Source organism: Ruminiclostridium hungatei, from assembly GCF_002051585.1.
GTDB classification, from domain to species: Bacteria; Bacillota; Clostridia; order Acetivibrionales; family DSM-1351; genus Ruminiclostridium; species Ruminiclostridium hungatei.
The window spans coordinates 74804-88723 of sequence record NZ_MZGX01000012.1; the positions used below are offsets into that span (position 1 = coordinate 74804).

A 13920-nucleotide genomic window follows, 5' to 3' on the forward strand; every position below is an offset into this window, starting at 1 on the left:
CAAAAAGCATGGGAGCGTTGCAAAGCAATAATTATTATAAATCACATGCCCGTGCGCCGGAACCGGCGTAAGGCGATTTAAATAATTTATTTGTGCTTTGCAACAGCTCCTTTATTTTTTGCATTTCTTTACTGTAATATCAATATTCCTCTTCTTGGATATCAAAAACAAAATTGCATTTGTCACATCTGAAAACAACAAGAGTTCCAAAGTTTTCACTGACCGTCTCTTCCACATGAATAAGACCTCCGCAGTCACATTTCTTCGGATATCCGTTCATACAGGTGCAGCATTCGGTATGGTGCGAATTTCGATGCTTTATTTCGGCAGAACACGTATTACACATTGACCACCACTCCAATCGGCTTATTATGTATTTATTTTAATACATTTTTTGCCGGGAGTAAAGGCTTTATGCATGTATACATGAGATTTCATCGGTATTACAGGGATTTTGAATGACAAATAAATAACAATAAAGTATGTTAAAAAATTTTCAAATTCTGTGAAAAAAATATCAAACTCTAATTGACAATGTTATCTTAAGAATTTACAATATAATTGAGAATGTTAAAAATTTCGCATATTAGAGATACGGTATTTGACAAGCTCGTTTTTTATTGGGATGTGTTTGTATACAAAGTACTGTGGGCGGAAGTATCGGATAATCTTTATCCGGCCAGACAGATGGTTTTGGAACTGAGATGAAGAATTGTATTTTTTATTTATAAGGGGCCGTTACAGGCTATAGGAGGCTAAAATGCAGAAGGTTAAAGAAGTGTTGAATCGCCACGGCAATTCAAAAGACAATCTTATTCAGGTCATGTTGGAACTGCAGAACTTATCAGGAACAAATTCCTTGCCCCACGAATGGGTTGAGTTTGTAGCAGTTGAGCTGGATATGCCCTTGAGCAGGGTATATAGCGTAATTACTTTCTATTCCATGTTTGGAACTGAGCCAAGGGGAAAATATGTTGTGGAAGTCTGTAAAAGTGCTCCATGCCATGTGACCGGTGCCGGCAGCTTATTGGCTATGCTTGAAAAGGAATTGCAGGTTAAACCCGGTCAGACAACGGAAGATGGAGTATTTACATTGATACAGTCAGCTTGTTTTGGAGCATGTGACATATCACCGGCAATAAAGATAGGTGACAAGGTTTACGGAAATCTTACGCCCGAAAAGCTGTCCCATATAGTAAACACTTATAGGGAGGTACAATAATCATGGATAAGGTATTGAGCGCAAGATTCGGTAAAATAAAGCCTGACAGCGTGGAAGAATATATTGCTGCGGGCGGATATGAAGGTTTGAAAAAGACAATGGCCATGGAACACGTGGATGCCATTGAAGAGATAAAAAAGGCAAATCTTTTCGGAAGAGGCGGAGCTGCCTACCCCACAGGTATAAAATGGGAGCAGGCCTACGCTATTCAGAGAGGCCCGAAATACATGGTCTGTAACGGTGACGAGGGCGAACCCGGTACATTTAAAGACAGGCATATCCTTTCAGAAGACCCCTTTGAACTTATCGAAGGTATGACAATCGGTGCATACATCATGGGCGCAAGGGAAGGCTATATTTACATCAGAGGTGAATACACCGCCATTCAGAAAATTGTTGACAGCGCTATAAAAAATGCTGAAAAAGCCGGCTACCTTGGAAAGAACATACTGGGCAGAGAGGGTTTTGATTTTACCCTCAAGGTGGTTTCAGGAGCAGGAGCATATGTCTGCGGAGAAAATACCGCGTTGGTTGAATCCATAGAAGGCAAGACCGGAAGACCAAGGCAGAAGCCTCCATATATCAAAAACTGCGGTTTGTACCAGATGCCTACCATATTAAACAATGTTGAAACTTACTCATGTATTCCCTGGATAATCAAGGACGGCGGAGATACCTTCAGCAAAAAGGGTACTGAATTCAGCGGCGGTACAAAGTTAATGTGCCTGTCAGGTAATGTTCAGAACAGAGGAGTTTATGAAATTCCTTTCGGCATGACTTTAAGAGAACTTATATACGACCTTGGGGGCGGAGTGACAAACGGCCGCAAGCTGAAGTTTGTTCACCTTGGAGGGCAGTCGGGAAGCTGTTTCCCTGAAAGCCTGCTGGACACCAAGATTTGTTACTATGATCTCAAAAAAGCAGGTATTTCATTGGGCTCAGGCGCGGTTGTAGTTGTAGATGACAGTCACTGTGCTGTTGATTATCTTAAAAACTCCATGGAATTTTTTGAGGAGGAATCCTGCGGAAAATGTACTCCTTGCAGGGAAGGAACCTATAGACTGGTTGAGCTTGTCGACAAGTTTACAGAAGGAACTGCGACTATGGAGGATTTCAACAAGATGAAGAGCCTTGCGCAGACCATGAAAACCTCAAGCTTCTGCGGACTTGGTCAAAGTGCTCCTGTGCCGCTGCTGACACTCATCAAGTATTTTGAGGAAGAGTTCCTGGAACATATCAACGGTACATGTAGAACAGGTGTATGCAAAATGAGATAGGCTTTCATTATAAAGCTTGTTTCACATACGAAAAACGCTAACGTACTTTTTCCCGTGAATTAATTTGTGCTAAAGAGCACGCAGATGGAGGTCAAAAAAATGGAAATGATCAATGTTACTATAGATGGTATTGCAGTGGAGGTTGAAAAAAATACTACAATACTTGAAGCAGCTAAAAAGCTGAATATAAATATACCTACACTTTGTTTCATGAAGGGTGTCAACGAACCGGGCTCCTGCAGGGTATGCGTAGTTGAGGTCGAAGGCTGGAGGGGCTTGCACCCTGCCTGTGTGACAAAGGTATCCGAGGGTCTGGTGGTAAAAACCTCTACCGGCACTGTAAGAGAAGCCAGAAAAAATATCCTGGAATTGATTATGTCAAACCACAACAGGGAATGCCTTTCATGTTCCAGAAACTTAAGGTGCGAGCTGCAAACCCTTTGCAACGATAACGGAATAGACAGGCTGCCCTATAACGGAAAGGTGGAAAAAGGCTGTATAGACACCTCCGGCCCTATTGTAAGAGATCCCAACAAGTGTGTTTTGTGTGGAAGATGCGTAAGTGTCTGTTCAAAAATACAGGATGTGGGTGTTATAGACTATGCTTACCGCGGCGCCCATATGACAGTTACTACCGCCTATGAGGAAGGACTCGCAGGCCATGACTGCATCAACTGCGGACAGTGTATCAAGGCATGTCCGGTAGGTGCTCTTTCTGAGAGGGATGATACTGCAAAGGTGTGGAAGGCGCTTGAAAACCAGGACCTGCATGTGGTCGTCCAAACTGCACCGGCAGTGAGGGTTGCTCTTGGGGAAGAATTCGGCTATGCTCCCGGAACAAATGTGGAAGGCAAAATGGTTACCGCACTGAGAAGACTTGGCTTTGACAGGGTATTTGATACAAACTTCAGTGCCGATCTGACCATTATTGAAGAGGGCAACGAGCTGCTGGACAGAATAAAGAACGGTGGAAAGCTTCCTATGATTACTTCCTGTTCACCGGGCTGGATAAAGTTCTGCGAACACAACTACCACGACTTTTTGGAGAATTTGTCCACCTGCAAATCACCCCAGCAAATGTTTGGCGCAGTGGCAAAATCTTATTATCCCATAAAGGCCGACGTTGATCCTAAGAATGTTTTTGTAGTATCGGTAATGCCATGTACTGCAAAGAAATATGAAGCAGACAGGGAAGAAATGCAGGTAGACGGCCTCAAGGACATAGATGCTGTTATCACAACCAGAGAGCTTGCAAGGATGATCCGTCAGGCCGGTATAAAGTTTAATGAACTTGAAGACGGCAAAAGAGACAGTATTCTCGGAGCTTATTCCGGAGCAGGTACCATATTCGGCAACACCGGCGGAGTTATGGAAGCGGCACTGCGTACCGTAGCCGACAAGCTTACCGGAAAATCACTGGACGCCATAGATTATACAGCAGTCAGAGGTCTTGCGGGAATAAAGGAAGCAACTGTAAGCATAGCCGGAATGGATATAAAGGTCGCCGTTGCAAATGGCACAGGAAATGCGTCAAAGCTGCTTGACAGGGTTAAGTCCGGCGAAGCCGGGTATCACTTCATTGAGGTGATGGGCTGTGAAGGCGGCTGTATAAATGGAGGCGGACAGCCCATCATAAAGGATAAGAATACCACAGACGAAGTAAAAGCTGCAAGAATCAAAGGGCTTTATGATATCGACAAGGCATGTGTTACCAGAAAGTCACATGAAAACCCTGAAATACAGAAGCTTTATGCGGAATACCTGGGGGAAGCGGGAGACCATTTGGCCCATAAATTACTGCACACACACTATATTGCAAGATAATTTTATTAACTTTATAAAAAAGGACTGCACAAAACCACCTTTTGGTTTTGCGCAGTCCTTTTTGTGTTTGTGCACCGCATATCCGGCAAAGCTGGAACCTGCTGGCCGGTGTGATTAGCATAACTAAATTTGTGCCGGATTAATAGTTGTAACTTTTTGAGACATACTAGGAATATAGAAATCATGGCTCCAAGGAGACGACAATGACCAATATTCCAAAAGATGTAGAAATTCAAAAACAGTTGACAGAAATCCACATTGAAAATTGGCTGAAGAATGTTGTATATCATCCAAAATGGTTTCTGCTGATTTTTTTTATATTGGCCCTCTTTTTCATTTGGTGGAAAGCAGCCGATAAGCAAAGGCTAAAAGATATTTCCCTGTATGGGGGCATGTTCTATATATTTATTCTGGGAATTGTCGAGTATGGAGAGGAATTGACACTATGGGAATATCCGGTAGATGCCGTACCGGTGTTTCCGCCTTTATCAGCTATTAATCTGATTTGCCTGCCTGTTTTATATTCTTTGTCCTATCAATATTGTAAGAAGCGTAAGGAGTTTATATGGGCTTCAATCATAATTTCGGCCTTTATATGTTTTGTTTTGGAGCCCATGCTCTCCCGGGCAGGCTTTTATCATTTAATCAAGTGGAGACATTATTATAGTTTCCCGCTATATGCCCTGATCTCTATTTTCGTATGGTATCTTACCAATACAATAAGGAATATTGAAAAGAAAAATAATTAGACAAATACAGGTATTGTAAAAGGAAGCAATATAATAAAAATTGAAGGAGTTAAAGATGCCTGGAGTAGCTTTATTTGCACAATCTGCCGTAAAGGTTCAGGAGCAGTTGGCAGAGGTCCGTATTGATGATTGGTTTGACAGAATTCTATTTCACGGGAAATGGTGGCTGTTGTTGGCAATGTTTCTATTTTCGGTATTTGTCTGGTGTAAGACCGTAGATAAAAGCAGATTAAGAGAAATAACCTTATACGTTTCCTTTATTATAATATGGACCCTGGTATTGGATGAAATAGGAGAGGAATTGACCTTATGGGATTATCCGTACGACCTTATACCTCTGTTTCCGCCTTTGTCAGCTATTGATGTTGCATGTCTTCCTCTTATTTATTCGCTGATATACCAGTATTTCAAGAGATGGAAGAGCTTTTTTGCTGCCACGGTTTTGATGTCAGTTATTTTTTGTTTTATAATGGAGCCGCTGTTTGTATGGATAGGCATATACCAAATGTTTGAATGGCGCAGTTACTATGGATTGCCCATTTATATATTGATAGCTGTGGCAAACAAATTTGCAGTAGAAAAAATATGTGGGAATTCTTCAAAGTAAAAATGGAGCCAATAAGTTCTCTTCCTGTCAAAACAAACAATAAAATTGTCGCTCTGACCTTTGATGATGGGCCGGATATTGCGCTTACACCGTTAGTATTGGATAAACTTGACAAATATAAAGTACCTGCAACATTTATGATGATTGGACAAAAATTGAATGATTCTACAGCCATATGTACAATAAAGATTATTGCATATAAAGAAGACTTAAATTCTCTTGTACTTCCAATAATAAGTAAGAAAATTGACATAAACCATGTTAATTAGGAAAAGCTATTTAAAGTATGTAAAAAAGTATCTTTACCAGCCCTTAATGTAAACAATTACATAAAAACATTGTAAAAATAAAAGAAAAAAGAATGTTAATATATAGAACAAATGTACAATGAAATGGCCTGAATTAAACAAGTTATGTACATAACATCTAAAAAAACGAAAGAAAAGTTAACATAAGAGTTGACAAGGTATAAAAAATCATTATAATAAAATGTAAAGGATTACATTTTTAAATATGCTAATCAATTATCAGTTTAAACAAGAAAAAGGAGGGTATAAGTCGATGGGTAACATTAATATCTCCTACAATACGCTGGTATATGCGGGAGAAGACATCAGCGCGGGCATTGCCAGGCTGGCTAAGTTTGGATACGATGGCGTGGATTTTGTTGGTGAACCTGAGCAGTATGACGCCGAAAAGATTTGCAGGCTTTTGGAAGAACATCATATTGAAGCTTCATCCATTTGCGCAATATTTAATGAGCAACGCGATTTCGTTTCCAGTGATCCTGCTATCAGAGCAAATGCAATCGCCTATGTGAAAAGCTGTGTAGATTTTGCAGCAGCCATTGGTGCGAAAGCAATTTCGGTACAAGCCACAGCCTGTATGAAAATCAACGCTGAAGCAAGTGAAGAGGAAGAATGGAGTTGGGCTGTAGAAGGAATAAGAGAAGCGGGCTTATATGCAAAGGAAAAAGGAATACGGTTGACACTTGAAGCATGGAACCGTTATGAAACTTACCTGATTAATCGACTTGAACAAGCGTTAAGGATGGTAACCGATATTGATCTTCCAAATGTCGGAGTCATGGGGGATACCTATCACATGAATATCGAAGAAATTGATATGGCTGATGCAATACGTAAGGTAGGTAACAAGCTTTACTACCTGCATATTGCTGACAGCAACAGAGCTGCTCCCGGAAGAGGACATATAAATTTCGACGAAATAGCAAAGGCCCTTCGTGATATAGGATATAACGGCTGGATTTCAATGGAATTACTCCCGGCAGCGGCCAATCCTTTCTCCGGTAAACGCTGTGAGGAATTTTACGACCAATATAGTGAGGAATCTATTACTTTTTTGAAAAACCTTTTTGAAAAAATAAAATAACAAAAAATAATTGGAAAGACAAAAAAATACTAAAAGTAAAGGGGAAAATATAATGAAAAAAAGAATTGCTGCCATTTTAGTTATTTGTTCGTTGATAATCACTGCTTTTGCAGGATGCGGAACAAGCTCCGAGGCTGACACAAGTAAAGATTCATCAAAAGAAAAACAAATGTTTGTTGCTTTTTCAGCCGGTTATGGGAAAGTACAGCACTGGGAATTGGAAATGCTAGGATGTGAAGCGGCTGCAAAGGAACTTGGTGTTAAATTCCAATACCAGTTTGCCGATGGCAACGAACAAAAACAGGTTGCCGATATAGAAAATTTTGTACAAATGGGAATGGATATGCTGATTGTTGGTCCAAATAACTCAGAGGGAATTGTTCCTACAGTTAACGAACTGAAAAGCAAGGACATTCCTGTTATGACAAGCGATATCGGTATTACAGGTACTGACGTGGTAGCTCACGTTGCATCCGATAACTACCAGATAGGTGTTAAAGCAGCAGAATATCTTGGAAAGCTGCTTGACGGCAAGGGTAAAATTGCGGTAGTAGGTTGGTCAGCCGCTTCTGCGACAAAAGAAAGAGAAAAAGGTTTTGTTGACACAATTGCATCAAAATATCCGGGCATTGAAATTGTTGCAAATCAGGATGTAGGCGGAAACCGTAATACGTCTTTGGAGAAATCTGAAAATATCATTGAAGCAAACAAAGATTTAAATGCAATATTTGGTTCCAATGCTGAAAATGCATTAGGAGCATATGCTGCAACACAAGCTGTAAACCGTAAAGATATTTATGTAGTTTCAGTTGACTCAGACAGTGAAGTAATGAAGGCAATTGCAGATAATACCAACTTGAAAGCAACAATTGCTCAGAATCCGTATGAAATGGGATATCAGGCACTTACTACTGCTGTAAAACACCTAAAGGGTGAAGCAGTAAAGAACATAGCAATTGATGCTGAACTTGTAACCATAGATAATGTTCAAAAAATTATTGACAGAGATCAAAAGTATCTTGGTAAGTAAATAATAAAAAGGCTGCCATCTTTGCAGGTGGAGGTGGCAGCTCTTTAATTAAGACTGGGGGCAAATGTTATTGTGAATGATACAGTTTTACGCATGTGTAACATTACAAAACGCTTTTCAGGCGTAACAGTACTGGACAAAGTGGATTTTAACCTTAAAAAAGGTGAAGTTCACGTGCTTATTGGGGAAAATGGTGCGGGTAAGTCTACCTTGATGAAAATTTTAGCCGGCGTTTATCAAAAAAGCGAAGGTGAAATTTATCTACAGGATGATACCGGTGAACTTAAGCCGGTTGAGATCGAAAGTCCATCGGCAGCACTGGAAAAGGGGATCAGCATGGTATTCCAGGAGTTTAATCTGATGGAAAACATGACTGTTGCAGAAAATATCTGCATAGGCTATGAGCCCCGGAAAGGTCTTATTTTGGACCGTAGAGCCATTCAGACTGAAGCAAGGAAACAATTAAAAAGAGTAAGCCTGGAGAATGTTTCACCTCAGACTATAGTTGGTTCTTTGACAGTAGCGCAAAAACAATGTGTAGAAATTGCAAAATGCCTTTCCCACAATGCCAAGATTATTATTCTGGATGAGCCCACATCAAGTTTGTCCGAAACAGAAGTAACTGCATTGTTTGCACTTATACGGGCACTGAAAGAAAACGGAGTAAGTATAGTATATATATCTCACCGTATGGAAGAGATATTCGAGCTTGGCGACCGGATCACAGTATTTAGAGACGGTCAGATGATTGATACTGTTAATGTTTCAGATACAGATGAAAAGAAGCTTGTAAACATGATTATCGGCAGGGAATTTGTTGCCGGTGACCTTAGTGAAGATAATCAATACAAGGAAGAAGTAATGCTGGAAGGAAAAAATATATCGGTAGGGAGCTTTGGTGCAAAGCTGGATTTTAAGGCTTACAAAGGAGAGATACTCGGGATATTCGGCCTGGTAGGGGCGGGTAGGACTGAACTGGCCAGAGTTATATTTGGAGTTGATCCAATTGGAGAAGGCAGTCTCTACAAAAACGGTAAAAAATTAAAAATCAACTCACCGACTGATGCCATTAACAATAATATTGGGTTGGTCCCGGAAGATAGAAAATTACTTGGACTCATTACGAAACTGAATGTTAGGGACAATCTTACTCTGGCTAAACTTCGTGATATGTCATGGATATTACCCTCACGTGATAAAGAAATAAGTATGACAGCAGATTATATCAAGCGGCTTTCAATTGTAACCCACGGACAGACTCAACTGGTTGAAAGGCTTAGCGGCGGCAATCAACAAAAGATTGTTATATCGAAATGGCTTGCTATGAACCTGGATGTACTTATTCTTGATGAACCTACAAGGGGTATAGATGTAGGAGCAAAAGCAGAGATTTACAATGTTATGCGCCAGCTTGCACGGGAAGGTATGAGTATTATCATGATTTCTTCCGATCTTCCGGAGATATTAAAGGTAAGTCATCGTGTATTGGTTATGCATGATGGGGAAATAAAGCTGGAAGCTCCGGTTAAAGCGTTGGACCAGGGAACTATTATGCATGCAGCTATAAGCTAGGGAGAAGATATATGAAAAACGAAACTGTTAATAATAGATTCATAAAAAATAAAGCATTTCAGAATTCTGACGTAATGAGGCAGCTTACTTTGGTATTGGTGCTGCTGATACAAATAGTTCTGTTTTCCAGTTTGTCGGATAACTTTCTGACAAGTTCAAATTTGATTAATGTATTAAGACAGGTATCTGTTACGGCGATAGCGGCAGTTGGGATGTTTATGATAATATTGCTGGGCGATATTGACCTTTCCGTAGGCTCTGTATATGCATTTATCGGGGTCATGGCAGCAGTTATATTCAGAGCAACCGAAAATGCAGTCATCACAGTCTTCGCTGCATTGGCACTTGGTACTGTTATAGGCTTCTCCAGTGGATTTATCACTGCTAAAGGTAAAATACCGGCCTTTGTAACAACACTGGCAATTATGAGTGTTTGCCGCGGTCTCGCTTTTATAATTACAGACGGCACTCCCATAGGTGTTGTAAATCCTAAATTCACCTGGTTTGGCTCTGGATATATATTTAAAACTATTCCTGTGCCTATAGTAATAATGATTATTGTATTTATAATAGGCTTTTTCCTTATAAATTTTACCCGCTTCGGCCGGTATGTATACGCATCAGGAGGTAATGAGCAGGCGACGCGCTGGTCAGGTATCAAAACCGATAGAATCAAGATTTTAGTATTTACAATTTCAGGATTTCTTATGGGCATGAGCTCATTGATCCTTGCAGGCCGTTTGGGCGGAGGTCTCCCAAACGCCGGTAACGGAGCCGAACTGGATGTCATAACCACTGTTATTCTTGGTGGTACAAGTTTAACGGGAGGAAAAGGAAAGCTTTGGGGAGTAATTACCGGTGTTGTGGTCATCGGAGTTTTAAATAACGGCTTGACCATGCTTAATGTTTCTTCATACTGGCAACAGTTGGTTAAAGGTATCATTATTCTTATAGCAGTATTTTTGGATAAAAAAGCATCTAAATCAGCTTGATAAAAATAAATTGATATAAGGAGATAATAAACATGAAAAAAATGAATGCAGTTACTTTTAAGGATATCGCAACCTATGAGATAGGACAAAGAGCAGTTCCTCAAATTGTAAAGCCTGACGATGTACTGGTTTCAGTAGAAGCCTGCAGTATTTGCGGAACAGATGTGCATTTGCTTGGAAATCCTCCCGGCTTTATTGGGACTAAAGGCATAGTGTTAGGTCATGAGTGTGTGGGGAAGGTAGAGGAAGTGGGAAGCGGTGTGGGCGGGCTGAAGCCCGGAGACAGAGTGGTGCTTGAACCGAATATTTCTTGCGGATATTGCCATTATTGCCGTTCCGGCGTTCCAAATATGTGTGAAAATGACGTTATCCTTGGAGTGACAATTGACGGAGTTTTTGCAGATTATTTTGTAGCACCCGAACGTGGCCTGGTAAAGATTCCTGACAATATGCCTGCTGATCTTGCAGTATTTGCAGAACCGGTTAACTGTGTAATGGGAGCTGTAAATAAGGTCCGTGCATTGCCTGGTGAAACAGTATTGGTGCTTGGGGCAGGTCCCATCGGCTTGTATTTCACAATGCTTTACAAGAGTAATGGAGCCGGCAAGGTAATTGTATCCGAACCCTCCGGGTTCCGTGCCGATTATGCCCGCGAATGTGGAGCGGATGTTGTTATAAATCCATTGGAAACCAGCCTGAAGGAAGCTGTATTGGCAGAAACCAACGGCCTTGGAGCAGACATAACAGTTGATGCAGTTGGCGTATTGTCTCCCGATGCAATTGCATGCACAAGACGTGCAGGGCGTATAGTACTGTTTGGACAAAACGGTGCAGCTAGACAGACTATCTGTCAAAATGATATTACGAGAAACGGTTTAACAGTATTCGGCAACTATATTGGAACCTTTACTTTACCTGCAACAGTAAAATTACTTGCGGCAGGCTTGATCCCCGTAGAAAAAATTATCACTCACAGAATACCTTTGACGGATTTTGCTGTAGGGTTGGAAGCGATGCGCAAGGGTGAGGCCCTGGAAGTAATCATGTATCCGGGCAAATAGGTAAAAAGGAGGAACCGTATGTACCGTTACAGCATGACACAATGGATTGTTGGAAATGAAAATATAGAATGCAGTTTTCAGCGCCTTGAAAAATATGGATATGATGGAATTGAATTTGCAGCAGAGCCTTATACAACCGACCAGGATATGTTGGTTAAGCTGATGGAAAAGTACGGGATGTTATGCACTTCTTTATGCGGGATATTCACAACAGACAGGGATCTGAGCGCAAAGGAAGCTCAAGGCGGAATTCAATATTTAAAAGATTGCGTTGATTTTGCCGTAAAGGTTAAAGCACCCTATATAATAGTCGTGCCATCACCTGTGGGAAAAACAGAGCCGTCTGGTGACTGCAGTTATGAGGAAGCATGGGCCAATGCGGTAAATAATATAAGAATTGCTGCAGAGTATGCTAAAAATAAAGGGATTTGTCTTGCGATAGAAGCAATTAACAGGTATGAAACATATTTGGTGAATGATCTTACTAAGGCATTACGTTTTGTAAAGGAAATAAATCATCCCGCTGTGGGCTTAATGGCAGATTTGTTTCATATGAGTATAGAAGAAAAAAACTTAGGTGCCAGTCTGAGAATGGTTGCAGACTATCTGATGCACGTGCATATTGCGGATAATACAAGAGAAGCGGCAGGCCTTGGAAATACCGATTTCAAAGAAATTCTCTACGTCCTGAGAGATATTAATTATAAGGGACCGCTCACTATGGAATTTCTCCCTAAGATAGCAAACCCGTATGCTGCTTCTGATATGGGAACTCACGCAAAGCTAATGGATGAATATGCCGAGCATGCACTGAAGTATATGAAAACGGTTGAAAGCAGTGTAATTTAGTACAATGGAGTTTAAGCTCCAAAACGGCTGAGATATAGATATATCCCTGTCATAATTCTTAAATGCTGTTAAGTACAAGTTATGTAGTTGGTATTGCTTAATTAAAAATAAGTGCGATATAATATTGACATATTTTACTACTTGGCAGCATTATAAGAAAACAGAAGGAGTTCAATTATATGGCAACAATACATGATGTAGCAGAGAAGGCAGGGGTGTCCGTTGCCACTGTGTCAAGGGTTATTAATAAAATTGATACTGTATCCTTAAAAACTGTAGAAAAAGTCAAAAAGGCTATTGATGAACTTGATTATCATCCAAATAACCTGGCCCGTGATTTAAGAAGGGCGGAATCAAACCGTATACTGGTGCTTCTCCAATCTATATCAAATCCGTTTTATGCAACTATTGTAAAAGGAATAGAGGATGTTGCTCAAAAACATAATTATAGCATTATGCTTTGCAATACAGACTCCGACTTGATCAGGGAGAAAAATTATATAGACCTGCTGGCAAAAAAGGTGGTCCGGGGAGCTATTCTGCTTGATTCTGAAATGACAAAGGATGAACTGAATGTTGTTGCGGAAGAAAATGATTTGGTTCTTTGTTGTGAATATAAACAAGGGGTAAAAGTTCCACATGTTATGATTGATAATTATTTGGCGTCAAAAACAGTTGCGAAGCATTTGATAGCTCTTGGGCACCGCAGGATTGCTCTGATTGCCGGAGATAGCCATTTATCATCTACCAAACTCCGTTATAAAGGTTATGTGGATGCTCTGCAAGAAGCTGGAATAAATACGGATGAAAACCTGATTTACAATAGTGAAACCAGCAGCTTCAAAATGGGGATGAGAGCCATGGAAACAATTTTAAATACAGAAAACCGTCCAACTGCAGTTTTTGCCATGTCTGATGTCTTAGCTATCGGGGCTATTAAATCCATAAACAGCAAGGGATTATGTGTCCCGGACGACATTGCGGTTGCCGGGTTTGATGGAATTGAATTTGCAGGAGTCATGAATCCCAGCTTGACCACCATTGTCCAGCCCAGCTATGATATGGGGTGCATAGCTATGGAGATGCTGATTAAAGAGATGAAGGAAGATGCTAAAAACAACAGGGAAGTTATTATAGAACATGAATTGGTGATTCGTGAATCTACAGTAAAAAGGTTTAGCAATATCAAATCGCAAATATCATAACAGGTCTGTAAAGAAAGCTTTTTTCGATTCTGAAAATATACAACAAAATGCACACTTGATTAAATGTATCTTTTCCGTATATTATGTAAACTAAATTATCGTTTAAGAGCTAAAAGACCTGAAAATAAAAAATGATTGAT

Annotated in this window: 14 protein-coding genes; 13 read left to right on the forward strand and 1 reads right to left on the reverse strand. The window is 40.4% G+C overall.

The genetic code is table 11. The annotated features are described in order from the left end of the window. Nucleotides 1–139: 139 nt before the first annotated feature. The gene (locus tag CLHUN_RS10260; protein ID WP_080064501.1) at nt 140–346 is read right to left on the reverse strand and encodes a hypothetical protein; all 207 of its coding nucleotides are present in this window, start codon (nt 344–346) and stop codon (nt 140–142) included. 414 nt (nt 347–760) lie between these two features. Between CLHUN_RS10260 and CLHUN_RS10265 the strand changes: the two genes are divergently transcribed. The 13 genes from CLHUN_RS10265 (at nt 761) to CLHUN_RS10325 (ending at nt 13780) form a co-directional block, all read left to right on the forward strand. After that, on the forward strand, nt 761–1222 hold the full coding sequence (locus CLHUN_RS10265) for an NADH-quinone oxidoreductase subunit NuoE family protein (protein ID WP_080064502.1): 462 nt from the start codon (nt 761–763) through the stop codon (nt 1220–1222). A gap of 2 nt (nt 1223–1224) precedes the next feature. After that, nucleotides 1225–2499, forward strand: coding sequence for a complex I 51 kDa subunit family protein (locus CLHUN_RS10270; RefSeq protein ID WP_080064503.1), 1275 nt, complete (start codon nt 1225–1227; stop codon nt 2497–2499). 99 nt (nt 2500–2598) lie between these two features. Then, nucleotides 2599–4323: an NADH-dependent [FeFe] hydrogenase, group A6 gene (locus CLHUN_RS10275; RefSeq protein WP_080064504.1), complete on the forward strand. Its 1725-nt coding sequence runs from the start codon at nt 2599–2601 to the stop codon at nt 4321–4323. Between the two features lie 203 nt (nt 4324–4526). Further along, on the forward strand, nt 4527–5072 hold the full coding sequence (locus tag CLHUN_RS10280) for a CBO0543 family protein (RefSeq protein ID WP_080064505.1): 546 nt from the start codon (nt 4527–4529) through the stop codon (nt 5070–5072). Between the two features lie 55 nt (nt 5073–5127). Continuing rightward, entirely contained in the window at nt 5128–5679 is a 552-nt protein-coding gene (locus CLHUN_RS10285) for a CBO0543 family protein (protein WP_080064506.1), read from the forward strand. Further along, entirely contained in the window at nt 5658–5948 is a 291-nt protein-coding gene (locus CLHUN_RS22525; protein ID WP_242656490.1) for a polysaccharide deacetylase family protein, read from the forward strand. Before CLHUN_RS10285 ends, CLHUN_RS22525 begins: the two co-directional genes overlap by 22 nt. Nucleotides 5949–6240: 292 nt before the next feature. After that, nucleotides 6241–7071 carry a sugar phosphate isomerase/epimerase family protein gene (locus tag CLHUN_RS10295; protein WP_080064507.1) on the forward strand — a complete coding sequence of 277 codons (831 nt, stop codon included), beginning with the start codon at nt 6241–6243 and terminating at the stop codon, nt 7069–7071. 10 nt (nt 7072–7081) lie between these two features. Beyond that, complete coding sequence (locus CLHUN_RS10300; RefSeq protein WP_133051105.1) at nt 7082–8101, forward strand: sugar ABC transporter substrate-binding protein; 1020 nt, start codon at nt 7082–7084, stop codon at nt 8099–8101. A gap of 72 nt (nt 8102–8173) precedes the next feature. After that, the gene (locus CLHUN_RS10305) at nt 8174–9673 is read left to right on the forward strand and encodes a sugar ABC transporter ATP-binding protein (protein ID WP_133051106.1); all 1500 of its coding nucleotides are present in this window, start codon (nt 8174–8176) and stop codon (nt 9671–9673) included. A gap of 11 nt (nt 9674–9684) precedes the next feature. Then, on the forward strand, nt 9685–10665 hold the full coding sequence (locus CLHUN_RS10310) for an ABC transporter permease (RefSeq protein WP_080064510.1): 981 nt from the start codon (nt 9685–9687) through the stop codon (nt 10663–10665). A 32-nt stretch (nt 10666–10697) separates the two neighbouring features. Next, the gene (locus CLHUN_RS10315) at nt 10698–11726 is read left to right on the forward strand and encodes a zinc-dependent alcohol dehydrogenase (RefSeq protein ID WP_080064511.1); all 1029 of its coding nucleotides are present in this window, start codon (nt 10698–10700) and stop codon (nt 11724–11726) included. 18 nt (nt 11727–11744) lie between these two features. Continuing rightward, on the forward strand, nt 11745–12575 hold the full coding sequence (locus tag CLHUN_RS10320) for a sugar phosphate isomerase/epimerase family protein (protein WP_080064512.1): 831 nt from the start codon (nt 11745–11747) through the stop codon (nt 12573–12575). 179 nt (nt 12576–12754) lie between these two features. Next, entirely contained in the window at nt 12755–13780 is a 1026-nt protein-coding gene (locus CLHUN_RS10325) for a LacI family DNA-binding transcriptional regulator (RefSeq protein WP_080064513.1), read from the forward strand. The last annotated feature ends 140 nt before the right edge of the window (nt 13781–13920 follow it).